Source organism: Segatella copri, assembly GCF_026015625.1.
GTDB classification, from domain to species: Bacteria; Bacteroidota; Bacteroidia; order Bacteroidales; family Bacteroidaceae; genus Prevotella; species Prevotella copri_H.
Genome location: NZ_JAPDVG010000001.1, coordinates 3,327,616 through 3,352,305 on the forward strand (window position 1 = coordinate 3,327,616; position 24,690 = coordinate 3,352,305).

The 24,690-nt window shown below is 43.3% G+C and carries 18 protein-coding genes and 1 pseudogene; 12 read left to right on the plus strand and 7 right to left on the minus strand.

From position 1 onward, the window contains the following. Positions 1-69: 69 nt before the first annotated feature. Positions 70-1,041, minus strand: a complete 972-nt coding sequence (locus ONT19_RS13790; protein ID WP_264953415.1) for a CfxA family broad-spectrum class A beta-lactamase — start codon at positions 1,039-1,041, stop codon at positions 70-72. 130 nt (positions 1,042-1,171) lie between these two features. Between ONT19_RS13790 and ONT19_RS13795 the strand changes: the two genes are divergently transcribed. The 10 genes and pseudogenes from ONT19_RS13795 (at position 1,172) to priA (ending at position 13,377) form a co-directional block, all read left to right on the plus strand. Next, positions 1,172-2,458, plus strand: coding sequence for an IS1380-like element IS942 family transposase (locus ONT19_RS13795; RefSeq protein ID WP_217762389.1), 1,287 nt, complete (start codon positions 1,172-1,174; stop codon positions 2,456-2,458). A gap of 594 nt (positions 2,459-3,052) precedes the next feature. Next, positions 3,053-3,682 carry a DUF6088 family protein gene (locus ONT19_RS13800; protein ID WP_203041052.1) on the plus strand — a complete coding sequence of 210 codons (630 nt, stop codon included), beginning with the start codon at positions 3,053-3,055 and terminating at the stop codon, positions 3,680-3,682. Continuing rightward, positions 3,651-4,667 carry a nucleotidyl transferase AbiEii/AbiGii toxin family protein gene (locus ONT19_RS13805; protein WP_264953115.1) on the plus strand — a complete coding sequence of 339 codons (1,017 nt, stop codon included), beginning with the start codon at positions 3,651-3,653 and terminating at the stop codon, positions 4,665-4,667. The genes ONT19_RS13800 and ONT19_RS13805 overlap by 32 nt, the downstream gene beginning before the upstream one ends. Before the next feature lie 173 nt (positions 4,668-4,840). After that, the gene (locus ONT19_RS13810) at positions 4,841-5,803 is read left to right on the plus strand and encodes a PorP/SprF family type IX secretion system membrane protein (RefSeq protein ID WP_264953116.1); all 963 of its coding nucleotides are present in this window, start codon (positions 4,841-4,843) and stop codon (positions 5,801-5,803) included. Between the two features lie 38 nt (positions 5,804-5,841). After that, positions 5,842-7,302 carry an SUMF1/EgtB/PvdO family nonheme iron enzyme gene (locus tag ONT19_RS13815; protein WP_117587694.1) on the plus strand — a complete coding sequence of 487 codons (1,461 nt, stop codon included), beginning with the start codon at positions 5,842-5,844 and terminating at the stop codon, positions 7,300-7,302. A 5-nt stretch (positions 7,303-7,307) separates the two neighbouring features. Then, positions 7,308-8,039, plus strand: coding sequence for a gliding motility protein GldL (gldL, locus tag ONT19_RS13820; RefSeq protein ID WP_118085877.1), 732 nt, complete (start codon positions 7,308-7,310; stop codon positions 8,037-8,039). Positions 8,040-8,267: 228 nt separating this feature from the next. Further along, positions 8,268-9,164: pseudogene (gldM, locus tag ONT19_RS13825) on the plus strand (gliding motility protein GldM); the annotation flags it as partial. A 72-nt stretch (positions 9,165-9,236) separates the two neighbouring features. Continuing rightward, positions 9,237-10,295 (plus strand): gliding motility protein GldN, encoded by a 1,059-nt coding sequence (gene gldN, locus ONT19_RS13830; protein WP_119237488.1) that lies wholly within the window; start codon positions 9,237-9,239, stop codon positions 10,293-10,295. A gap of 28 nt (positions 10,296-10,323) precedes the next feature. Next, entirely contained in the window at positions 10,324-10,935 is a 612-nt protein-coding gene (locus ONT19_RS13835) for a porin family protein (RefSeq protein ID WP_119237482.1), read from the plus strand. A 171-nt stretch (positions 10,936-11,106) separates the two neighbouring features. Next, the gene (gene priA, locus ONT19_RS13840; protein WP_264953117.1) at positions 11,107-13,377 is read left to right on the plus strand and encodes a replication restart helicase PriA; all 2,271 of its coding nucleotides are present in this window, start codon (positions 11,107-11,109) and stop codon (positions 13,375-13,377) included. Positions 13,378-13,502: 125 nt separating this feature from the next. Here priA and ONT19_RS13845 read toward each other — a convergent pair whose 3' ends face one another. Together ONT19_RS13845 and ONT19_RS13850 are read right to left on the minus strand one after the other, a co-directional pair. Further along, entirely contained in the window at positions 13,503-15,074 is a 1,572-nt protein-coding gene (locus ONT19_RS13845; protein ID WP_118415819.1) for an OmpP1/FadL family transporter, read from the minus strand. Between the two features lie 218 nt (positions 15,075-15,292). Beyond that, positions 15,293-17,392 (minus strand): HD family phosphohydrolase, encoded by a 2,100-nt coding sequence (locus ONT19_RS13850; RefSeq protein WP_117727218.1) that lies wholly within the window; start codon positions 17,390-17,392, stop codon positions 15,293-15,295. A gap of 118 nt (positions 17,393-17,510) precedes the next feature. Between ONT19_RS13850 and gltX the strand changes: the two genes are divergently transcribed. Further along, positions 17,511-19,028 (plus strand): glutamate--tRNA ligase, encoded by a 1,518-nt coding sequence (gltX, locus tag ONT19_RS13855; protein WP_022122130.1) that lies wholly within the window; start codon positions 17,511-17,513, stop codon positions 19,026-19,028. Between the two features lie 104 nt (positions 19,029-19,132). Continuing rightward, entirely contained in the window at positions 19,133-20,392 is a 1,260-nt protein-coding gene (locus tag ONT19_RS13860; protein WP_264953416.1) for a 3-deoxy-D-manno-octulosonic acid transferase, read from the plus strand. Positions 20,393-20,488: 96 nt separating this feature from the next. On the opposite strand, the gene ONT19_RS13865 is transcribed toward ONT19_RS13860, so the two are convergent. The 4 genes from ONT19_RS13865 to ONT19_RS13880 form a co-directional block, all read right to left on the minus strand. Beyond that, positions 20,489-21,013, minus strand: a complete 525-nt coding sequence (locus tag ONT19_RS13865; RefSeq protein WP_117586702.1) for a nitroreductase family protein — start codon at positions 21,011-21,013, stop codon at positions 20,489-20,491. Between the two features lie 53 nt (positions 21,014-21,066). After that, positions 21,067-22,269, minus strand: coding sequence for a MalY/PatB family protein (locus ONT19_RS13870; RefSeq protein ID WP_264953118.1), 1,203 nt, complete (start codon positions 22,267-22,269; stop codon positions 21,067-21,069). Positions 22,270-22,510: 241 nt separating this feature from the next. Next, positions 22,511-23,365, minus strand: a complete 855-nt coding sequence (locus ONT19_RS13875) for a DUF3737 family protein (protein WP_118152775.1) — start codon at positions 23,363-23,365, stop codon at positions 22,511-22,513. 220 nt (positions 23,366-23,585) lie between these two features. Next, on the minus strand, positions 23,586-24,578 hold the full coding sequence (locus ONT19_RS13880) for a malate dehydrogenase (RefSeq protein ID WP_117586705.1): 993 nt from the start codon (positions 24,576-24,578) through the stop codon (positions 23,586-23,588). Between the last annotated feature and the right edge of the window lie 112 nt (positions 24,579-24,690).

The following is a 24,690-nucleotide window of genomic DNA, read 5'->3' on the forward strand; positions in this document are numbered from 1 at the left end:
CAACTTTTTACAGTTAAGTTTTCATAAGCATTTCTTAATATAAGTTATTGATTTACAGACGATTAAATATTAATTTAACGCAGTATTGATTAATAAAGAATATACTACCGCTGATATATGCGCAACAAATTGTGACGCTTGTGATTCATTTCCCTTGAAATCCTTAACAAATACAGCTAAGGTATAGCAGACCTTATTAGGCAGACATATATAGGCTACATCATTCTGAGCTGCAAGAATACCATTTTCATTGACATCACCAGAACCTGTCTTATGTGCTATTACAACCCCTTCTTTATCAAGAAGTGGAGCTACTATCCTATCTATACCTGTTTTACATTCTTTCAATGCATTCTTAATGAAATCTTGTTTCTCATTACTGATAAGACTTTCTGTAAACAAACGATTCATCAACATTGCAGCACCAAGAGGAGATGTGTAATTAGAGTAAGCTTTGTCATGGTCAGCGGACATTTCCTCTTCTGTATAAGCTATCTGAAAACTCGAACGTGGTATGAGTTTCGCTATAAAACTGTCTGTTTGTGCAGTATTGAGCATATTCTTAAACATGATATTGCTTGCATTATTGTCGCTCTGGGAAAGAGTATAGCGCAACAGATCTCTTACTGTCAACGATATAACTGGTGCTGAATAATCTTTCATAATAGGGCTCCATGTCTTTGAATCAAGTTTTTCCCTATTTATCTTTACCAAGGTATCAAGGGAAAGGCCTTTTTTGTCAAAATCATTGCAAAGAGCTAATGCCTGATGAACCTTAAATACACTCATCATAGGATAAATGCTTTTATTATTAACACTAACCGTATCTGTGTTATTAATAATAACCGCCACACCAATTTCACCAGGACAAGCCGAGACAATCTGAGAAATGCTATCAGTCAAAACATCTGTTAATGGAGGATTCGCGCTACCTTTTGTAGCTGATTTATGGGACAATGAGAACACCAAGATGAAGATGCAAACTAAAGCTATACACAAAACTACGATTTGCTTTTTTCTGTTTTTTTCATATTCCTTAATTCCGCAACACTATAGTTTGACATTATTTATAAGTGCCTGAGCAACAAAAAGTTGCCCAGGATTTTGCCATGTCAGAATTTTCACTTACCTTAGTGTTGCGAAAAGAAGACAAGCAAAACTCTAATATGACATGGCAAAGATACAAATAAAATCTGAGAAACTCACTCCTTTTGGGGGAATTTTTTCGATTATGGAGCAATTTGATGCTCTTTTAGCTCAAACCATAGATTCCACCTTGGGATTGAGATGCACTATGTTTGGTTATCAATATAGCGAGATTCTACGCTCTCTGATGTGCGTATATCTTTGTGGTGGCTCATGTATTGAGGATGTTACAACTCACCTGATGAAACATTTGTCTCTTCATCCAACTCTTCGCACTTGCAGCGCAGACACCATATTACGTGCTATCGAAGAACTGACTTTTAAGAGCATCACCTATAAGTCTGCTTCTGGCAAATCCTATGATTTCAATACTGCAGACAAGATGAACTGCTTACTGGTCAATGCCCTGCTTGCTACTGGTCAATTGAAATCCGGTCAAGAGTATGATTTTGACTTTGACCATCAGTTCATTGAAACAGAGAAGTATGATGCAAAACCAACCTACAAGAAGTTCTTGGGCTATAGTCCAGGTGTAGCTGTCATTAACGACATGATTGTTGGTATTGAAAATAGAGACGGCAACACAAACGTGCGCTTCAACCAAAAAGAAACTTTGGAAAGAATCTTCAAGCGATTGGAGGCTTCGGAAATATATATTTCTCGTGCCCGCATGGATTGCGGCTCATGTTCGGAGGAAATCGTAGATATGGTAGAGGCTCATTGCAGGCATTTTTATATTCGTGCCAACAGATGCTCTTCTTTCTACGATTCCATGTTTGCCTTAACTGGATGGAAAACTGTTGAAATCAACGGTATTGAGTTTGAGTTGAATTCTATCCTTGTTGAGAAATGGAAAGGAAAACCGTATCGTCTTGTCATACAGAGACAAAGGCGAATAGATGGAGACCTTGACATTTGGGAAGGCGAATATACCTACAGATGTATACTGACTAACGATTACAAGTCGAGTGCAAGAGACATCGTGGAATTCTACAATCTTCGTGGTGGCAAGGAACGCATCTTCGATGACATGAACAATGACTTTGGCTGGAATCGATTGCCAAAATCGTTCATGGCACAGAATACTGTATTCCTGCTTATGACAGCTCTCATCAGAAACTTCTACAAAGCTATTATGCAGAGATTGAAAACCCATGAATTTGGATTGCGTGCCACCAGCAGAATCAAGACCTTTGTTTTCAAGTTCATCTCTGTTCCTGCGAAATGGATTAAGACATCACGTAGGCATGTATTGAACATTTACTCAGACAACAATGCTTATGCCAACCTGTTCAAGACAGACTTTGGTTAAAGACCATGCTTTTCTGGTTAAACCAGCGTATTACCTCAAGTCGCTTTATGGGGTAAGGGGATTTTGTGTCTGCGACATTTCTGTTGTGCAAGAAATATGTACAATAAAATGAATTTTGTCGCTTTGCAAGCAAAATCCCACTAAAACCTATAGGTTGCGGATTTGAGGTAAAGAAGGTTACACAAAAGAACAAATAGCGAAACTTATGTTTATAAATGGTCGTCATCGTAAGACTTCTGACTATTCTCTATATTGGCGAGCCGGAAACTCCATTGTCGTGCAGGTCTTGTCCGCAGTCTTTACTGCAATAATCAAGCAGTATCCAGATTCATTCGGAGAATTTGCCTGTATGTCTCTTAAAGAGTGAAAAACTGCCACGAAAAAAGAGTATCAACGTCGATATTATGCCAGTCATAAGGAAGAACTACAATGCAAGAGCCGTGAGTACCACAGACAGCTAAGAGTGAATAAAAATAAGTGATTGTGGAAAATATTTGCAAAGTTTTCTACATAAAAAAAGTTAATTAAATCGGCGGGGTGTTACACATATCGCTGATTTTTTGTATTTTTGCACCATTAAAGAAAGAAAACGATATGGCAGAAATAGCAAACCGTATATACGAGACAAGTGAAGGGCAGATTCTCTTCATCTCAGACTTCTCTGACATCAATGATAATGAGAAGGTGGTAAGTCGTGCACTTTCTGTAGAAGAAAAAAAGGGAAATATAGTTCGATTAGCTAATGGGGTTTATCTTCGCCCTAAGAATACCCGATTTGGGATAGTCTATCCATCTATAGATGAAATGGTGATGGCTATAGCCCAGCGAGATAAGGTACAAATACAACCTTCAGGAGTTACAGCGCTCAACAAACTTGGACTCTCAACACAGGTGCCTACCAAATATACTTATCTGACCTCGGGAAGTGGAAGAGTCTTGACTCTTGGTAATCGAACTATAGTGTTGAAAAGAAGTGTTCCTAAGAACTTTGCTTTTCAGACAGTGTTGGCAGCGCTTCTTGTTCAAGCTCTTAGAACATTAGGACAAAAGAATGTAGGTAATCAAGAACTCTCTACCATTAGAAAATTGGTCAATGAAGAGGAACATAAAGACTTGTTTGTACAAGATCTTACTCTCATGCCAGTATGGATGAGAAAGCTGATAACTGATATAATAGATAAAAACGAGCATTATGACACTTTGGTTAAATCACACAATAGATGAACGAATAGCAATGTTGCAACGTGCGGAAGAGAAGTTTCGTATTAATCAGGTTGCAATTGAAAAGGACTGGTGGGTAACTGTGGTGCTCAACGCTCTTTTCAAATGTTCATGTGCAGATCAACTCATCTTTAAGGGAGGTACAAGTCTCAGTAAAGGATGGAATTTGATAGAAAGATTCAGTGAGGATATAGACTTATCTGTAAACCATGAATTCTTCGGTATAGAGAAGACGACAAAGAATCAGCGTGAAAAACTTCGCAAGAAGGCACGTAGGTATTTTCTTGATACAGTTTCTGCAGAGTTGGATGAAAATCTAAAGAAACTTGGTGTGGAAGGATACCATATAGAAAATGTAGTAGAGGAAATTGATGAGGATGGTAAGGCAAGTCCTGTTGCAAGTGATAAGGATCCATTTGTCATTCTCGTTCATTATGAGTCTATGCTTGGTCATACGATAGAGTATATTCCGCCAAGAGTAAAGATAGAGATTAGTTGCTTGTCTATGAACGAGCCTACGGAAGACCGTTTGATTTCATCATATATTGAGCAGACTTTCCCTGGAGAAGATGAGGCGGCTACAGCTACTATAAGGACAGTTGTGCCTACACGAACATTCCTGGAGAAGGCATTCTTGCTATGTGAGGAGTTTCAGAAACAGTCTCCTCGTTATGTCCGAATGTCTAGGCATCTTTATGATTTAGAACGCTTGATGGATACAGAATTTGGCAAACAAGCCCTGCAGGATATGGACTTGTATGAGCGTATTGTTAAGCATCGTTCCATATACTATGCTGTAGGTTATGTAGATTATTCTAAGTTGATGCCGAGTGAGATTGATTTCGTTCCTAGGCAAGAGTTGATGAAGGATTGGGAGGGTGATTATGCAGAGATGTGTAACCACTTTATCTATGGTCAGACTTTATCTTTCGAAAAACTTTTAGAGCGAATCAAGGAGTTGCAAGATAGGTTTAGAAAAGCCTTTTAGCGACTTTTACTCCTTAATAAAATGTTCAATATAAAAGTTGGAAGACTATAAGTGCTTGGTATTCAGCCCTAATATTCCTCTGGAATGATGACGAGTATTAATCTCGATGATAGGGCTGCTCTCTTATAAGAGGGTAGCCTTTTTCATCTTTTGTTTCTTGCTTATATATAATAATGTGTAAGAAATTCCGTTATCTTATTGTGTTGAAAAGATTTATCATTATATGGATTCTGCTAGTGGGGGTGCTCGAAATGAGGGCACAGTATGATCCTTCCTTCAGTCATTATTTTGACCTGGAACCATCATTCAATCCTGCTGCTGTGGGTAAGCAGTCGAAACTTAATGTTGCGGCGGCCTACGCACTTGATATGGCTGGATTCGAACATAACCCCCGTACCTTTCAGGTGGCGGCTGACATGCCTTTCTTCTTGCTCAATCACCGGCATGGAGTAGGCTTATCGTTACAGAATGACCAGATTGGTCTTTTTACTCATCAGCGGCTGGCTTTACAATATGCTTTGCAGAATAAACTCCTGGGTGGAACGCTGAGCGTGGGTGTACAAGGAGGTATGCTGAGTGAGAAGTTTGATGGAAGCAAGGTGGATTTGGGAGAAAGTGGTGACCCTGCCTTTTCTACTTCAGACGTAAATGGAAGCGGAATGGATTTGAGTCTGGGTCTGTATTATCAGCATAAGGCCTGGTATGTAGGACTTTCTGCCCAGCATCTTACATCGCCTACGATAAATCTAGGTGAGACCAACGAATTGAAAATAGATGCCACATATTATTTGACAGGTGGATACAATATTCGACTGAGAAATCCGTTCTTAACAATAAAGCCGTCTGTTCTTGTTACAACAGATGGTACCACATGGCGAGGCGACCTGACAGGAAGATTGGTTTACCAATATGAAAAACGGATGTTGTATGGTGGAGTAACCTATAGTCCGGACAGATCGGTAACCGTGCTGGTAGGCGGTAGTTTCCATGGGGTAGTGCTTGGTTACAGTTACGAGGCATACACCTCTAAACTCAGTGCCGGAAATGGCAGTCATGAACTCTTTGTAGGGTATCAGACCGATATCAACCTGACCAAGAAAGGCAGAAAACGTCATCAGAGCGTCAGAATATTATAATGTAAATAGAAATAAGAACATAGTAGAATCATAAAACAATGAAGAAAAGTATATTGCTCCTTAGTGCATTCGCTATATTGCTCACCTTGAGCGGCTGCTTCGGTGCCAAGCAAGCTTCTGTTGCAGGCAGAGGTGGCGAGGTGGTTGGCGTGAGCGGTAGAAGCTTTGTAGAGCCAGCCCCTTATGGTATGGTAAAGATAAACCGTGGCTTCCTGAAAATGGGAATGGAGACCCAAGACTCACTCTGGGGAATGAAAACACCACGCAAGGATGTGTCGGTGGATGGATTCTGGATGGATGATACCGAAATCACCAATTCAGAATATAAGCAGTTTGTGGCTTATGTGCGCGATTCTATTCTTCGTACCCGTCTGGCTGATCCTGCTTATGGAGGCGACGAGACTTACATGATTACTGAAGATAAGAATGGCGATCCGGTTACACCTCATGTAAACTGGAAGAAAGCGCTGCCTAAGAAACCTAATGAGGATGAGCAGAGAGCTTTTGAAAGTTTGTATGAAACCAATCCGGTTACAGGAGAAAAACTCATCGACTGGCGCCAGCTCAACTATAAATACGAAATCTATGATTATACAGCTGCGGCTCAGCGTAAGTTCCGTCTGAATCCCCAGGAACGTACCTTCAACACCGATGTGAAGATAAATCCGGACGAGGTGGTGATGATTTCAAAAGATACCGCTTATTATGATGATGAGGGTAGAGTGGTGCGTGAGACCATCAACCGTCCGCTTTCAGGACCATGGGACTTCCTGAATACCTATATCGTGAATGTTTATCCTGACACTACCTGTTGGGTAAACGACTTCAGAAATGCAGAGAATGAAACCTATCTGAGAAGTTATTTCAGCAATCCTGCGTATAATGACTATCCGGTAGTCGGTGTTACCTGGGAACAGGCAAATGCCTTCTGTGCCTGGAGAACAGACTATCTGTTGAAGGGCTTAGGTCCTGAAGCAAGATATGTGCAGCGTTACCGTCTGCCAACCGAGGCAGAATGGGAATATGCTGCAAGAGGCAAGAACCAGAATGAATTTCCTTGGGACAATGCGGATGTGAAGAACGGGGATGGTTGTTTTTACGCCAATTTCAAACCAGACAGGGGCAACTATACCAAAGACGGCAACCTGATAACCAGCAAGGTGGCTATCTATTCGCCAAATTCTAATGGACTTTACGATATGGCTGGTAATGTGGCAGAGTGGACAAGTACCGTTTATACAGAGGCGGGTGTTGACGCAATGAGCGATTTTAACCCAACTTTACAGTATAATGCTGCCATAGAAGATCCTTACCGTTTGAAGAAGAAGAGTGTAAGAGGTGGTTCCTGGAAAGACCCAGAGTCGTTTATCCGTTCGGCATGGCGCACTTTCGAGTACCAGAATCAGCCTCGCTCATACATCGGATTCCGTTGTGTGAGAAGTCTTGCTACTACGGCTAGCGGAAAACAGAAACCATTGAAGAATAAGAATAGGAGATAAATAATATGAGCTATTATAGCAAATTCAATATCGTATACCGCTTACAGAAGTGGATGGATAGTGTGCCGGGTCAGACATTCCTTAACTATGCTTACAGCTGGGGTGCCTCTATCGTAATCGCTGGTACCCTCTTTAAGTTGACCCATCTTCCTGGTGCCAATCTCATGCTTTTCTTAGGTATGGGAACGGAGATTCTCGTGTTCTTCCTTTCTGCTTTCGACCGTCCTTTCGACAAGACAGCCGAAGGTAGAGACCTGCCTACCCATGCTACAGAGGAGTATCTGGAAGGAAAGGTGTCGGCTGAAGAAATGATGACTGCCAAGAATCGTTCTGAAACCATTCAACCTCAGGTTTCTTCTCCTGTCTCTCCTGTAATGACTGCTGCGCCAGAACTGACTCCACTTAATCCTGAGGTGGTGGAAGTTCAGAACAGCTACGTAGAACAGTTGAAGAGCCTGGTAGAAACCTTGAGTAAGGTAAACGAACAGAGTAGCCGACTGACTCGTGACAGCGAGGAGATGGAGAATCTGAACCGTACCTTGACAGGTATCAGCAGGGTATACGAGATGCAGCTGAAAAGTGCCAGCCAGCAGATTGGTACCATTGACCAGATCAATGAGCAGACCAAGATGATGGCAAAGCAGATAGAACAGTTGAACAAAATTTATACCCGTATGATTGATGCCATGACCATCAATATGCGTGTGGCGGCTCCTCATGTAACAAGTGAAGAGTAAAGACGAAGAAAATAAATAGAATCAAGCAAATTTATATCCATGGCAATCAAGAAAAGACCGGTTTCGCCTCGCCAGAAGATGATTAACCTGATGTATGTCATCCTGATGGCTATGTTGGCGCTGAATACTCCTACAGATGAGGAATTCGGTGTCAAAGGCAAGTCTATTGTCGAGAAAATCAAGAAAAGTCTTGCCGATGATGGGAAGAAATCGGATGAGGAGAAGAAAAATATAGATCTGGTAGAACTGAATGTGAATGAACTCGATGCATTCGTTATTCCAGAGAAAACAACCCTCTATGCCGGTGAACGTTTCAATTCGCATGTGGTGATGGCTGCAATAGACAGTACACAGCGCCCGGAAATCTATGTGAATGGTAGTAGGCTTAATGCCGAGAATGGCAGATACAGTTTTGTGGCAGGTGGCGTAGGTGAGCATCAGTTTGGCGGTTACATTCTGATGAGAGGCAAGAATGGCGAGATGATGCGACGCAATTTCGTTCAGAAATACACCGTATTGCCTGTTCCTAATACAGCTACCGTTGCTGCCGACCTGATGAATGTGCTCTATGCAGGCTATGCCAATCCTATCAGCATCAGCGTTCCTGGTGTTCCGGCAAATGCTATCTCTGCAACCATGACAGGCGGTTCTTTCGTAGCTAAGGGCAATGGTCATTTCGTGGCTACACCTTCAGCGGTGGGTAAGGATGTTACCATCCATGTGACAGCCCGCGATAAGGGACAGGTGAGAAGTCTGCCTCCATTCGTATTCCATGTAAGAAAACTTCCTGACCCAACAGCTTATATTGCGATGGGTACAGACAGATTTAGAGGTGGTGCTCTATCGAAAGGTGCTCTGATGGGTGCTCCAGGCATTCATGCAGCCATAGATGACGGACTCCTTGATATTCCGTTTAAGGTACTGGGCTTCGAAACCGTATTCTTCGATAATATGGGAAATGCCATACCTTTGGCTTCGGCGGGTTCCAATTTCTCAGAACGACAGCGCGAAGAGTTCAGAAAACTGTCAAGAAACCGACGCTTCTATATCTCGCATATCAAGGCTGTAGGTCCTGATGGAATTACCCGAAATCTGCCGGCAGCAATGGAAGTTATCGTCAGGTAAGTGAAGTAAGTGAAGAGTTCAACGGCTTTACTTATCATAAAGTTCAAAGTTCAATGTTCAAAGTTCAATGTAATGAAAAAGATATTATTCATATTCATGCTTTTGGGAATGGTGCAGAGCATCATGGCACAGCCAGCGGCTCGCAGAAAGCAGGCTCAGCAAAAGGCACAACAGTCGAATGCTGATAATATGACCTTGCGTGCCAAACTTTATTTCCCTACAGCCATTCCGATGGATGAGGACGTGGTTTGGAGAAGAGACATCTATCGTGAACTCAATCTCACAGATGATGCCAATGCTGCCTTGTATTATCCTGTAGAGCCAACAGATGGTAAGATGAATCTCTTTACCTATATCTTTAAACTGATGTTTACGGGTAGAGTGCCTGTTTATCAGTATCGTATGGATGGTAATGAAGATTTTTCTGCCGCCAACCGTCTTACTCCGAAAGCATTCGTAGATAATTATCATATCTACTACGAGAAGACTGATAATGGAAAGGTGCATATTGATGACAGCGATATTCCGTCAGCAGAAGTGAAATCGTACTATGTGAAGGAGACTTCTTATTATGACCAGAAAACAGCTTCTTTCCATACCAAGGTATTGGCTTTGTGCCCTATCATGACCCGTAATGATGACTTTGGAGATGTAGGAAACAAGTATCCGCTCTTCTGGGTGAAGTATGATGATTTGGCTCCTTTCCTGGCTAAGCAGCAGCTGATGACCAGTAATGTGAACAATGCTGCTGTGATGAGCGCAGAAGATTATTTTACCAAGAATCTGTATCAGGGTAAAATCTACAAGACCAATAATATGCAGGGCAATACCCTGGCACAATACTGTCCTTCGGATACTGCCATGGCGAAGGAACAGAAACGCATAGAAGCTGAGTTGGCTGCCTTTGAGAAGAATATCTGGGGTAATCAGGCTCGGAAGGATTCTCTTGACAGTATTGCCAAGGCAGAAAAGAATATGGATGCCAAGACTCTGAAGAAAAGCCGTAACAGAAGAAGTGGTTCTGCATCTAAACCAGCTAAGACTTCTACTGTTAAAAAACGCAGATCAGGAGGAAGCTATGTTTCTTCTGGTGGCTCAGCTAGGGTAACGGTTCGTAGAGAGCGTCATTAATTTATATTAGAATTAAAGTAAATATAGAATGAAGAAAGTTTTATCAGTATTAATGGTTGTAGCAGCCATGATGTTTGCTACAAATGCAAATGCCCAGATTAAGTTTGGTTTGAAGGGCGGTTTGGATGTTACTAACATGTCTTTGAGTAACGATGTATTCGATGCATCTAACAAGACTGGTTTCTTTGTAGGTCCAATGGTAAAGGTTACTATCCCTGTTGTTGGCTTGAGTTTTGATGCTGCTGCCTTGTACGATCAGAAGGAAGCTAAGGTATCTGTAAATGATGCAGAGACAACGATGACTCAGAAATCTCTTAATATCCCAGTAAACGTACGTTATGGCTTCGGTTTGAGCAGTTTGGCTAATGTTTTCGTTTTCGCTGGTCCACAGTGGGGTATCAACGTTGGTGACAAGAACTTCGAGTGGAATAAATCAGGCTGTTATTCTCTGAAGAAAACAAACTTCAGTGTAAACGTAGGTTTGGGTGTTACCCTGCTGAGCCATCTCCAGCTCTCTGCAAACTATAACATCGCTTGCGGTAAGACTGCAGATGTTACCTGGGAGGAAACAAGCGAAAAGATTGTGAATGGTAACAGTAAGAATAACAGTTGGCAGATTGCTTTGGGTTATTGGTTCTAATCTTGTAAAAGAACAGGACAGATTATGTGTGAGAACATCGTATGGTCTCGCCTAGTACATCTTAAAATATATAAAAGCAGGTATCCGATGATGGGTATCTGCTTTTTTTTTGCTAACTTTGCAAGTCGAAAGTCTGAATGGTGGATATTTCAAGGTTAAAGAATATTAGATATGAAGTATGTAGATGTGATATTACCCCTTCCGCTCGACGGAACCTTTACTTATTCTGTCCCTGATGGGATAGAAGGGAAAGTTGTGCCTGGGGTACGCTTGCTGGTTCCTCTTGGGAAAAGTAAGAAATATATCGCAATGGCTACCCGGCTGCATGATGATAAGCCTGCATTCTCCTGCAAACCTGTCGAGGCGATACTTGACAATACGCCTTCGCTGTTGCCTCAGCAGATGAGATTGTGGCAATGGATTGGCTATTATTATATGGCTCCGTTAGGCGATGTCTACAATGCAGCTATGCCTGGTGGTCTGAAGTCTACAGAGAAATTCAAGCCCAAGATGGAACTCTATGTAGAACTTGCCAGTACGTACCGTAGTGAGCAGGCACTTCATGTAGCGCTCAACCTGGTGCAAAGAGCCTTGAAGCAAGCCAAAACATTAACCACCTTTCTGAGTCTCTCACATTGGGACAGTCTTGATGGAGATACGCCTAGAGAAGGCATAAAAAAAGTGACCAAGGAAGAACTGATGAACGAGAGCCATTGTACGGCTGCTGTTGTCAAGGCGCTTATCGACAGGGGAATTCTCTTTACTTATGAATTGGAAATAGGACGATTGAATACGAATGGAGAATCTCATCTTGATTTGATTAAACCTCTCTCCTTGGCTCAGCAAGATGCCTATAATGGAATCCTGATGCAAATGATGAAAAAGGATGTTGTATTGCTTCATGGTGTGACATCCAGCGGAAAGACGGAAATCTACATTCATCTTATCAGAAAAGCCATAGAGGAGCATAAGCAGGTGCTCTATCTTCTGCCGGAAATCGCTCTGACCGTACAAATCATGGAGCGCCTTCATAGAGTTTTCGGTGACCGGCTGGGCATCTACCACTCTAAATATAGTGATGCTGAGCGTGTAGAAATCTGGCAGAAACAACTCTCTGATCATCCCTATGATGTAATCCTGGGTGCAAGAAGTGCCGTCTTCCTGCCTTTTAAGAATTTGGGACTCGTCATCATAGACGAAGAGCACGAGACTTCCTTTAAACAACAGGATCCCGCTCCGCGCTACCATGCCAGAAGTGCTGCCATTGTGCTTGCCAAAATGTATGGGGCAAAGACTTTATTGGGTACGGCTACGCCTTCGATGGAGAGTTATTATAATGCGCAGCAAGGTAAGTATGGACTGGTAGAACTGAAGACAAGATACAAAGGTATTCAGTTGCCGGAAATTCAGGTGGTAGATGTAAAAGACTTGCGCCGCCGTAAGATGATGAGCGGTCCTTTCTCTCCACAGCTTTTGGCTGCAGTAAGAGAGGCTTTGAAGAATGGGCAACAGGCAATCCTCTTTCAGAATCGTCGTGGTTTTGCGCCGATGGTTGAATGTAAGGTATGTGGTTGGGTGCCGAAATGTAAGAACTGTGATGTCTCGCTTACGTTGCATAAGAGTATCAACCTGCTGACTTGCCATTATTGTGGTTACACTTATCCGGTTCCTACGGAATGTCCTAACTGTGGCAGTACGGAAATCATGGGACGCGGTTTTGGTACCGAGAAGATAGAAGACCAGATAGCGGAAATCTTTCCGGAAGCCAAGATTGCCAGAATGGATTTGGATACAACACGTACACGAAATGCCTACGAACGTCTTATCGCAGACTTCTCTGAAGGCAGAACGAATCTTCTCATAGGTACGCAAATGGTTTCTAAGGGTCTCGATTTCGATAAGGTGAGTGTAGTAGGCATCCTGAATGCTGATTCGATGCTCAACTATCCCGATTTCCGTGCCTACGAGCATGCTTTCATGATGATGGCACAGGTGAGTGGTAGAGCTGGAAGAAAAGGTAAACGTGGCTTGGTGATTCTACAGACCAAGAATCCTACCTTGCCTGTCATCGGACAGGTGGTGCATAATGATTATGAAGGCTTGTATCAGGGTATTCTGGAGGAGAGAAGAACTTTTCATTATCCACCTTTCTTCCACCTGATTAATGTGTATGTAAAACATAAATATGATAAGGTATGCGAACAGGCTAGCCATGAGCTCAGCAAAACGCTGAGAAGCTGGTTTGGCGAGCGTGTGTTGGGACCCGATAAACCTGCTGTGGCAAGGGTTAAGACGATGAACATCCGAAAGATTGTTATCAAACTGGAAAATGGTATTGATCAGCAGAAGGTAAGAGAATATCTGAAGTTTGCTCAACAGCAGATGGGAAAGGATCCGAGATATGGAGCTCTGCAGATTTATTATGATGTAGACCCATTGTAGTTTCCTGGACATCCTTTTCTCTGGCAGAATGGAAGAAAATATGATTGGTAAATAAAATGAAAAAGGCTATCCGTTACTTGTTGCAAGAACGGGTAGCCTTTTAATTATGATATTTGTAGTTATGTTTAGAAGTTGATGTCAAGACCTACTGCGAATACGTTGTTGTTACGTGTGTAGTCAGAACTGTAGGTCTTTCCTATTAGTTCTACATTCTCTGAAGTCTTCTTGTGCTGATAGAAGGTGTGGAAGTAAGCCACGTTCAAATCCATCTTCTTGTTGATGTGGTATACACCACCAACTGCTACAGAGTTTGAACTGACAACGAATGATTTGTCGTCCATGTATCTTTTTGAAGCTGGTGTGTCAAGGTTCTCATCAGGCAAACCATAGTTGGTGTTCTGCCAGCCAGTACTCAAGGTAATCTTCTTGTTTACGTCTACCTCGACACCTGCGTTGTACTCCAATGTACCACGCTTTAACTTCTCCTGTCGGTTGTTGTAAGATGTAGCGTGCTTGTCATCGAACCAGTGGAAACCAACGTTTACTCTAACTGCATCAACAGGGCTATAGCCAACACCGAGTGCCAGATAAGCAGGAATATCACCCGCAATCTTCTTGCCATCTTCATATTCGCCGATAGCTTTTTCGAGCTTGGTGTCGAACTCGGTCTTCAACTGTCCCATGGCTCCCTGAATATCTGGGTTGCCGATGATGGCATTTGCAGCAGCCTCTGGTACACCACCTGCAATGTAGGCGTTGCGGAGGTTGTCTGGCAGGTTACCGATACTAGGTACCTGGTTTACTGACTTGTTCTTCAGGCGGATACGAGTCTTAAACTCATATTTGGCAGCGAAGTTCCACTTGCCAGTCTTGAAATCCACACCAATAATAGGAGTGAAGCCCACACCGCTCTGGTCACAGCTCAACTCAATGTTGGCAGCTGTTTCCTTGGTTGGGTCGAGCACCTTATAGAGAGGCATGTTGCCTACCTTGATATCTTCTACATATCCGTAGTAGTTAGTAGATGCATAGACACCTCGTACGCCTGCGAATGCGCTGAAGTTGTCGCTGAACTTATAGGCTGCACCCAGAGAGAGACCATAGTAGTACTGGCGGCCGTGCATATAGCTGTTGTAGCTATACTTGCCTTCTTTACCGAAATTCTTATCGCTAGTAAAAACAGCTGGTACGCCATACTTTGCTGCAACCTTATCCACAGCACCTGCCAAATCGCAAGCAGCCATTGCTGTCTCAGCTACAATCTTCTCGAAAGAGCCAAGACCATTATCGAAGGTACACTTGCCACCGCCACCCGTGAGGGCGAAGCTAGCCTGGAGTGACCATCTACCTTTATTATAAGCATACTGGAATGAAGGGATGACAGGCGCAAAAGCTTTACCCTTAAAAGTACGAGGAGTAATAGGATTGTTCACATTGTTTGTGAACAGAGCATAATCATTTTCAATGCTACGTGTCTGGTAAGCCAACTGCCAGTTGATGGCGAGATGGTGACCTTCACCCATGAATACAACTCCGGCTGGATTATAATAAACACCGTCGATACCAATTGAAGCCTCACGGCTCATCATTCTGTTGAATGCTACATGTTGATTGGTGTTGGTGAGCAAACCGCCTGCAAAAGATGGGGTTGCACAAGCCATCGCAATGGCCAAACCAACTAATTTTAGTTTCTTCATCTTAATAATATTAAATAAAAACGTCCGCAAAGGTAATTATAATGTTCTATTTCGCTATTGGTTTTATTAAATATTTAAAACATATTAACGCAAAAAGCCCTTTCTCTTGCACAGATTTAAAAAACTGTGCAAGAAAAAGGGCTTTTATCGGTTATGTTTTACCTTTTTGTATATCCGTTTATACGCTTTACGGCATAAGAACTTCACGAATTGTATCTTTACTCTTGTTCTTTAGACTCCTGACTCGTCTTTTTGCCGGCATTCTGTCTTACGTTTAAGTGAGGATACGAAATACGGGTATGGTAAATAGCCTTGAGTCGTTCGATGAGTACTTGTTTAGCGAGAGCAATGTCTCGGAACGTGATAGGGCACTCCTTGAAGAAACCATCTGCCACCTGTCCGTCGATGAGTTTATTGACGAGGTTACTGATGCTTTCTTCAGTATATTCGTTCAGAGAGCGCGAAGCCGCTTCAACCGTATCTGCCATCATCAGGATGGCCTGTTCGCGGGTAAATGGGTTCGGACCAGGATATTGGAACTGCGACTTGTCAATCACCTCTGTAGGGTGAGCATTACAGTAATTAATATAGAAATACTTGGTGATGCCCGTTCCGTGATGAGTAGTGATGAAATCCTTTATGATGCCTGGCAGACCAACTTTCTCTGCCATCTTCAGACCTTCTGAAACATGGCTTATGATAATCTGTGCGCTCTCAAGGTCGCTTAACTGGTCGTGAGGATTAACGCCCGCCTGATTCTCTGTGAAGAAAACAGGGTTAGTCATCTTACCGATATCATGATAGAGTGCTCCGGTACGTACCAGGAGACTGTTAGCTCTGATGCGGTTGGCAATCTCTGCTGCCAGGTTACCTACGGTGATAGAATGCTGGAAGGTGCCTGGAGCAATCTCACTCAGGTTGCGGAGTAATCCCTTGTTGGTATTTGACAACTCGAAAAGTGTAACATTAGATGTAAATCCAAACATCTTTTCTATAATGTACATGAGCGGATAAGAGAGTAGCAGGAAGATGCCGTTTACGGTAAAGTAGGTATACATGCTGGCATCTACGTTGAACACCTGGTTGTCCTGCATCAGCTGAAGGGCAAGATATACTACACTGCTGGCTATAGTTACCAACAGGGCTGTGATGAATATCTGCGAGCGCTTGCTGAGTTCACGCAAACTGTAAATAGCAACAAGACCTGCTACCAGCTGTACGATGATAAACTCGTATTGGTATTTTACCGCTGCTGCACAAATAAGAATCATCGTAACGTGGCTGATAAAGGCTGTACGCGAGTCCATAAATACACGTACGAAGATAGGCGCCATGGCAAATGGGATGATATAGACACTGAAGAAATTGTGTTTCATCATGAGTGACACAAAGATAGGGAACAGCGTAATCATCGCATAAAGCATGGTAATGCTGCGCGGCTTATCAAAATAGTCTTTTCTGAAAAGTGAGAGATAAGAGGTAAACAGCATGACAAGAATGAAGATAAACAGTACCTGTCCGATGATAGTGGTTGTCAGCTCTTCCTGGGTAGAGCTGCGGCGCTTCATCTCCTTATCGAATGAATTGAGCACCCGATAGGTGTTGTTCGTAATCACTTCACCACGATCCACAATCTTCTGTCCGCTCATCACCATTCCGCTTGCCAGTGGAATGCTGCTCATCATGTCGGCTTTCTCTGCCTCGCTTCTTCCCTTATCGTATATGACGTTGGCTTCAACATAATTGTTGAGGTTGCAACGGGATAAAAGCTGTCGCTGGGTTGCCAGTTTCTCATCGTAGAAGATGCGTTCGTAAGCGGCAATAGTAGAGTAGAACGAACCGATAGGTACGCTCTTCACATTCTTTCCGTTGATAATTCGTATCATACTGGTAGAATCTTTGTAGATACGATTATATTCCGTGGTAGCGATGATACCGGTCTGATAAAGGCGCTGAAGCTGGTGGGCTATGAGTCCCACATATTCTTTTGGCAAACCTGGTACACCTTGGCTGAAGTCGTGCAGGAAACGGCTCACCTGTTCGCTGCCGATGGATTCATTGACAGTATAATAAGGTTGGAATTGCTTCATCAGCGAATCCTGTTCACGCTTGATGGCTTCATCGGTCTTATAGATCGGAAAGTCAAATTTTGCGATGACGGAACCATACATCCATGGCTTTCCAACATCGTACCTGAACATCCTTCCTTCGTTGCGAGGAAGGAACCAAACAATGATAGCAACGGTAATTAATATCAAAACCGTTTTTGTGGCGAAATTGCGCCAATAGTTCTCTTCTGGGTTGTTAAATATGCTCATTTTCCTACTTTTTTCTTACTTATTTCGTTTTACAGTGCGAAAATACGAAAAAAAACGGCTAAAATCGCAAAAAAAGATGTAAATTTGCAGAAAAATTTGAAAATAGCTATAAAAAGACATGGCAGATAGAAAAGTAAGGGTGCGTTTTGCCCCTAGTCCAACGGGTGCATTGCACATTGGCGGTGTTCGTACCGCTCTGTATAATTATTTGTTTGCTCGCCAACATGGAGGTGAGCTGGTGTTCCGTATTGAGGATACAGATTCTCATCGTTTCGTGCCTGGAGCCGAAGAATATATCCTGGAATCTTTCAAGTGGCTGGGTATCCAGTTTGACGAGGGTGTAAGTTTCGGTGGAGAGCATGGACCTTATCGCCAGAGTGAACGTCGTGATATCTATAAGCAGTATGTTCAGCAGCTCTTGGATAATGATAAGGCGTATATTGCTTTTGATACTCCTGAGGAGTTGGAAGCAAAACGTGCCGAAATCCAGAATTTCCAGTATGATGCTCATACTCGTATGCAGATGCGCAACTCTCTGACTCTTTCTAAGGAAGAGGTTGATAAGCTGATTGCTGACGGAAAGCAGTATACTGTACGTTTCAAGATTGAACCGGGACAGGAAATTCACGTGAACGATATGATTCGTGGTGATGTGAAGGTAATGAGTGATATCCTGGATGATAAGGTACTTTATAAGAGTGCTGATGAATTGCCAACTTATCACCTGGCAAATATCGTAGACGACCACCTGATGGAAATCTCTCATGTAATCCGTGGTGAGGAGTGGTTGCCTAGTGCGCCTTTGCACGTACTTCTTTATAAGGCTTTCGGTTGGGAAGATACCATGCCTCGTTTTGCGCATCTTCCTTTGCTTCTTAAGCCTGAAGGTAAAGGTAAGCTGAGTAAGCGTGATGGCGACCGCCTCGGTTTCCCGGTATTCCCGCTGGAGTGGCATGATCCTAAGACTGGCGAGGTTTCTTCCGGTTATCGTGAGAGTGGCTACTTCCCAGAGGCTGTAGTCAACTTCCTGGCGCTCCTCGGCTGGAATCCTGGTACAGAACAGGAAATCTTCTCTCTTGATGAACTGGTGAAGGCTTTTGATATTTCACGTTGCTCTAAGGCTGGTGCCAAGTTCGACTTCAAGAAGGGAATCTGGTTCAACCACGAATACATTCTGATGAAGAGCGATGATGAAATAGCTAACCTCTTTGCCCCTATTGTTGCCAACAATGGTGTAGAGGAAACTCTGGACCGCGTAAAGCAGGTGGTACACATGATGAAGGATCGTGTGAACTTTGTATATGAACTGTGGCCATTGTGTTCTTTCTTCTTCATTGCTCCTACAGAGTATGATGCTAAGACAGCCAAGAAGCGCTGGAAGGAATATTCTGCACAGCAGATGACAGAACTTGCTGATGTGCTTGAAGGTATTGAGGATTTCTCTATCGAAGGTCAGGAACCTGTCGTGATGAAATGGGTAGAGGATAAGGGCTATAAGCTGGGTGATGTGATGAACGCATTCCGTCTGACTCTCGTAGGTGAGGGTAAGGGCCCGGGAATGTTCGATATCTCTGCCTTCCTTGGCAAGGAGGAAACTCTGCGCCGTCTTCGCAAGGCAATCGAAGTTTTGGGTTAATTCACAATAATTTCTCTCTGAATGGCTTTCTGCAGCATGTTGCTGAAGGCTATTCAGAGAGTTCACGTATTTATAGATAGTAACCAATATAAAGAAATATTATGATCTATAATATCGTAATATATTTCGTCCTTTGGGGCATAGCCATTGCAAGTCTGTTCAATGAAAAGGTGCGCAAGATGTGGCGTGGTGAGCGTGAGGCTTTCAAAATATTGAAGCAGAAGGTGGATCCTAACGCTAAGTACATTTGGTTTCATGCTGCATCGCTCGGTGAGTTTGAACAGGGACGACCTTTGATGGAACGTATCCGCAAGGACTATCCTCAGTATAAGATTTTGCTTACCTTCTATTCTCCTTCAGGTTATGAGGTGCGCAAGAACTATGAGGGAGCTGATATCATCTGTTATATGCCGGTGGATACTCGGTTGAACGCCATCCGTTTCCTTAGACTGGTACGTCCTGTGATGGCTTTCTTCATCAAGTATGAGTTCTGGTCTAATTTCCTTCATATCCTGAAGCATCGCAACATTCCTACTTATAGCGTGAGCAGTATCTTCCGCGAGGATCAGGTGTTCTTCAAATGGTATGGCAGAAACTATGCTGGAGTGCTGAAGTGCTTTACCCGTTTCTTCGTACAGAACGAAGAGAGTAAGCGATTGCTCGAAGGTATAGGCATCACGGCTGTGGATGTGGTAGGCGATACCCGTTTCGACCGTGTTCTCCAGATAAAGGAGGCTGCCAAGCAATTGCCGATTTGCGAGGCTTTCAGAACAGGAGTAGCTTCATCTCAGTCTGCTGATGTACCTCATCATGATTTCAAGGTATTTGTTGCCGGTAGTTCTTGGCCACCAGATGAGAATATCTTTATACCTTTCTTTAATGAGCATAAGGATTGGCGCCTGCTGATTGCTCCTCATGTCATCGCTGAAGAGCATCTGAAGTTGATTCTTTCTCTGATAAAGGGCAAGAAGGTGGTGCGCTATACGCAAACTACTCCTGAAGAAGCAGCGGAGGCTGATGTCTTGATCATCGATTGTTTCGGATTGTTGAGCAGTATGTACAACTATGGTGATGTGGCTTATATCGGTGGTGGCTTTGGTGTAGGTATTCATAACACCCTGGAGGCTGCCGTATGGAATATGCCGGTTATCTTTGGTCCGAACAACAAAAAGTTTCAGGAGGCTCAGGGCTTACTGAAGTCGGGTGGAGGTTTTGAAATCAATACCTATGAAGATTTCTCGAGCTTGATGGGTTCTCTGATGAATGATGAGGCCTTCCTGAAACAGGCTGGCGATAAGGCTGGTGCCTTCGTGGCTCATTTGGCTGGCGCTACAGATAAGGTCTTGGCAAGTGTAAAGTTGTAATTTATAGTATCCTATACAAGAAAAGGTCTCATGAATGTTTTTCTTCATGAGACCTTTTCTTGTAAATGTATGTGCCGTAAACCAGGCATCCTGCCTTTATTTGATAATGCGGTAGTAATCCTCTTTTCTTGGTTTTACGGTATGAGGATGCGCAGAAGCATAACCCAAGGCTAAGGCTCCTACTCCCATCAAACCTTCTGGAAGATTCCAGTCCTTCATCAGCTTCTTGCCTTCTTCTGATGCAAACATGCCGTCTTCACGGTTAATCCAGCATGATGCAAGACCGATAGAGTGGGCAGCAAGCATCATATTTCCTAAGATAAGGCTGCCATCTTTCACACCGTTAACGTTGCTTTCTGGTGCCAGAACGATAACGATGGTTGGCGCTCCATAGTAAGGATCGCTTTCTACACCCATGATTTCTGCGTTCATCTTGCGAAGCTGGGCGCAAATCTCAGGATTCTGAACGGCAATGATGAAAGGCTCCTGGGTTCCATGACCTGTTGCTGCCCATGTGCCGGCTTCCAATACCGTCTTCAACTCTTCGTCGGTAATTTGATCTGCCTTGAAGCGACGAATACTTCTTCTCTCCTTAATGGCTTTCAAAACTTCATTTTCCATCTTATCTTGTTTTAAACATTTTATTTAGAAATCTTTTCTCTTTCCTCGTTCTTTTATGCAGGGCATCCGCTTAAATCCTCTTCATCCATATACTGGCTGAGAACCCGAGCAATGCGGATCAGGCCCTGCATCAGGGTCTTGCGAGGACAGGCGATGTTGAGGCGCAGGTAGCCCTGACCAGCCTTTCTGCCATACATCGTACCACTGTTGACGAATACCTTGCCATCGTTCATCAGCTTTTCATAAGCCTCGTCGCTTGACAGTTCGAATGGCAGGATATCGAGCCATACCAGGTAGGTGCCTTCAAGGCGGGTAACGCGAACTTGTGGCAATTCGGTATTGAAGAATTCCTTTACTGCCTGATAGTTCTCGTAGAGATATTGGTTCAATTCATCTAACCATTCTTCTCCCTCATTGTAAGCTGCCTGGAGAGCGATAACGCCGAATGGGTTTACGTCACAAACCTCGTTGATGTTGATGGCGCGGTTGATGCGGCGGCGCAATGTTGCATCCGGACAGATAATGTTGGCTATCTGAAGTCCTGCAATATTGAATGACTTTGATGGAGAATTCAATACTACGCAGTTGTCACGGCAAGCTTCGCTGATGCTGGCAAATGGAGTATACTGATAGCCTGGCATGATGAGCTCGCAATGAATTTCATCTGCGATGACCTTTACCCCGTACTTGAGACAGATGTCGTTCATTCGCTCAAGTTCCTCTTTCTTCCACACTCTTCCGGCTGGATTGTGAGGATTGCAGAGGATGAAGGCTGTGGTCTTCTCATCGGCACATTTACGCTCGAAGTCTTCGAAATCTATCTCATAAGTGCAGTTGCCCACACGTTTCAGTTCGTTTTCTACTACTTCGCAGCCGCTGTTTGTAATGCAGGAGAAGAAGCAATTGTAGACAGGTGTCTGTACCAATACCTTTTCGCCAGGCATGCAGATGGCTTTCAGACAGCAAGAAATGGCTGGTACAACGCCTGAAGTATAGAGAATCCAGTCTTTCTCTATCTTCCACTGGTGGCGGCGGGAGAACCAGCTGATGATAGCCTCGTAATAAGAATCAGGTACGAGGGTATAGCCGAAGATGCCATGAGTTACACGCTTCTGCAGGGCTTCGATGATGCAGGGAGCTGTCTGGAAGTCCATATCTGCTACCCACATCGGAATAACGCCGTCTTCCTTCACCAAATCCCATTTGTATGAGTTGGTTCCACGACGTTCGATGATTTCATCAAAATTGTATTTCATATTTGTTTTCTATCTATGTTGTTTCTTCTATCTATATAGGATAATTCTCTTTTCCTCCTAATTGAAATCTTCGTTCATAGACTTTGAATCTCCGTTCAAAGACATTGAACGTACATTCAAAGCTTTTGAACGGCCGTTCAATGTCTATGAACGGAGATTTCAGTTAAGTGTAAGAATAATTAGTTATGGGAACAATAAGTAATTTACTTGATTGTTGTCATTTCTGTAATTACCTCTTAAACTATTTCGATTTATCTGTGATTTCACATGCACCCTTTGGCGCTTTGGCAAACTCAGTATATGTTACGCTTCCCACTTCGTCTGCCTCGATTCTTCCGGAGATAGGGTTCTTGATATTGGTGATGCTTCCCTTGATCTGTGCATCGATGTTGGTGCAATCCTCGAAGGCACGGTCGCATTCCTTATCAAAGGTGCAATCTTCCAGAGTTACATGGTCCATGTAGCAGAGAGGCTGCTCGCCGCTGATGTGGCAACGTACGAACTTGATGTTCTTGCTGTGCCAGGCCAGATACTCACCATTCAGTTCCGAATCATAGACGGTTACATTCTCGCATTCCCAGAAACTGTCCTTGGTTGTAATCTTTGCGTTGTGAATCTCCACATTTCTGCAGTATTGGAATACATATTTAGAGTCGCTCTCAAGTCCGTCTACATAGATATTCTTGGAGAACATGAATGGATAAGTTCCATCGTGGAGTTTTACGTTCTTCAGTTTCAAGCCATCTACCTTCCAGAAAGTCTCATCAGCATCTGTGATGTTTACGTTCTCCAAATCCAGATTCTTCATTTCGCGGAAGAACTTAGGTCCATCGATGGTGCAGTCTTTCATCACCATATTATCACTATACCAGATGGCCGAACGGCTTTCTGGGGCGAAGTAGCAGTCTGTGATAAGGGAACCGTCCACATGCCACCAAGGGTATTTGCCATAAAACTTGGAATGGTGGCATTCTATGTTTTGGCAGCACTTGATGCCCGATTCGCCATCTGTAATCGTAATATCTTCTAAACGTACATCGTGAGCACCGAAAAGAGGGCGCTCGCCCCCGAATGATTTGTTCTTTATCAATTCCATAATTTTCTATTATCCTTTTTTATTTGTTATTTCTGTGTGCAAAATTACAAAAATAATGCCAAATTCGTATAACCTGATTTACAGAAAAATGTAACGATATGGCGTATTTGGGGATAAATGGTCGCTATAGGGGAAAAATAAATGAAAAAAGGCTGAATCATGAAGCATTTTCACGATTCAGCCCTTATCGAGTTAACTTCTAAAAATCCGAAGCGGAGAATTACAAGTTAGGGTTCATCTCTTTCCACTCAGCTACTGGAGGAACGATGCCGAGCTCTACGATCTCATCGCGCATCTTGCAAAGGTGCTCGTAAGATTTAGCGAGGCTAGCGAGCTCTTCCTCAGTACCTGTAGGCTCTGTGAAGTGAACACCAGTCTTGTCGATAGTAGTAGGCATAGCCATCATTACGTTCTTGAAACCGCACTTGTCGCAGTTTACATAGCAACCTGCTGGCAATGTGAACTTCTCGCCACCCATAGCAGCCTCGATCATCTTAACTGCATTGTAAGCTGGGCTCTGGAATGAAGAACGGCCACGGAGCTTGATGATGTTAGAACCACCCTGTACTGTGTGGTGCTTGATCTCTTCCCAACGCTCGTCAGAAAGACCCATCTCTGCCAATGGCTTGCCGTCAACCTTAACCTGAGAAGCAAATACAGCCATCTGCTCGCCGTGACCACCATAAGTGTGAGCGCCAGTAACCTTATCCTGCTGTACACCGAACTCGAGGGCCAAAGCCTGCTGCAGACGAGTAGAATCGAGAGCTGCGAGTGATGTCAACTGGTTTGGCTTCAAACCTGAGTGGATAAGTGCAGTAAGAGCTGTAACGTCAGCTGGGTTGAAGATAACAACTACGTGCTCAACCTCTGGGCAGTACTTCTTGATGTTGTCACCAAATTCAGCAGCAATCTTGCAGTTGCCCTTAAGAAGATCCTCACGAGTCATACCCTCCTTACGAGGAGCACCACCAGAAGAAATAATATATTTAGCACCAGTGAAAGCCTCCTCTGGGTTAACAGTATAAGTTACGTTAACACCTGGGAATGCGCACTGCTGAATCTCATCGAAAACACCATGTACACCTGGCTCGAAGATATCATAAAGACAGATGTTTGGAGTAAGACCGAGCATCAAAGCGCTCTGTACCATGTTAGAACCGATCATACCGCCTGCACCGACGATAACGAGTTTGTCATTTGTTAAAAAATTCATAACTACAATTCTTATTTAAATGTTTATAATCTTTTTCTCTGAAAAATAGCGGAATGTATCTGGAATAAAGTTTGTAAAACTCCTTCTTTTTACTTTCCGACCGCAAAATTAA

Coding starts and splice junctions, on each gene's coding strand:
- ONT19_RS13795 (WP_217762389.1), top strand. CDS start 1,172: ATGGCAAAGATACAAATAAAATCTGAGAAACTCACTCCTTTTGGGGGA.
- ONT19_RS13800 (WP_203041052.1), top strand. CDS start 3,053: ATGGCAGAAATAGCAAACCGTATATACGAGACAAGTGAAGGGCAGATT.
- ONT19_RS13805 (WP_264953115.1), top strand. CDS start 3,651: ATGACACTTTGGTTAAATCACACAATAGATGAACGAATAGCAATGTTG.
- ONT19_RS13810 (WP_264953116.1), top strand. CDS start 4,841: ATGTGTAAGAAATTCCGTTATCTTATTGTGTTGAAAAGATTTATCATT.
- ONT19_RS13815 (WP_117587694.1), top strand. CDS start 5,842: ATGAAGAAAAGTATATTGCTCCTTAGTGCATTCGCTATATTGCTCACC.
- gldL (WP_118085877.1), top strand. CDS start 7,308: ATGAGCTATTATAGCAAATTCAATATCGTATACCGCTTACAGAAGTGG.
- gldN (WP_119237488.1), top strand. CDS start 9,237: ATGAAAAAGATATTATTCATATTCATGCTTTTGGGAATGGTGCAGAGC.
- ONT19_RS13835 (WP_119237482.1), top strand. CDS start 10,324: ATGAAGAAAGTTTTATCAGTATTAATGGTTGTAGCAGCCATGATGTTT.
- priA (WP_264953117.1), top strand. CDS start 11,107: ATGAAGTATGTAGATGTGATATTACCCCTTCCGCTCGACGGAACCTTT.
- ONT19_RS13845 (WP_118415819.1), bottom strand. CDS start 15,074: ATGAAGAAACTAAAATTAGTTGGTTTGGCCATTGCGATGGCTTGTGCA.
- ONT19_RS13850 (WP_117727218.1), bottom strand. CDS start 17,392: ATGAGCATATTTAACAACCCAGAAGAGAACTATTGGCGCAATTTCGCC.
- gltX (WP_022122130.1), top strand. CDS start 17,511: ATGGCAGATAGAAAAGTAAGGGTGCGTTTTGCCCCTAGTCCAACGGGT.
- ONT19_RS13865 (WP_117586702.1), bottom strand. CDS start 21,013: ATGGAAAATGAAGTTTTGAAAGCCATTAAGGAGAGAAGAAGTATTCGT.
- ONT19_RS13870 (WP_264953118.1), bottom strand. CDS start 22,269: ATGAAATACAATTTTGATGAAATCATCGAACGTCGTGGAACCAACTCA.
- ONT19_RS13875 (WP_118152775.1), bottom strand. CDS start 23,365: ATGGAATTGATAAAGAACAAATCATTCGGGGGCGAGCGCCCTCTTTTC.
- ONT19_RS13880 (WP_117586705.1), bottom strand. CDS start 24,578: ATGAATTTTTTAACAAATGACAAACTCGTTATCGTCGGTGCAGGCGGT.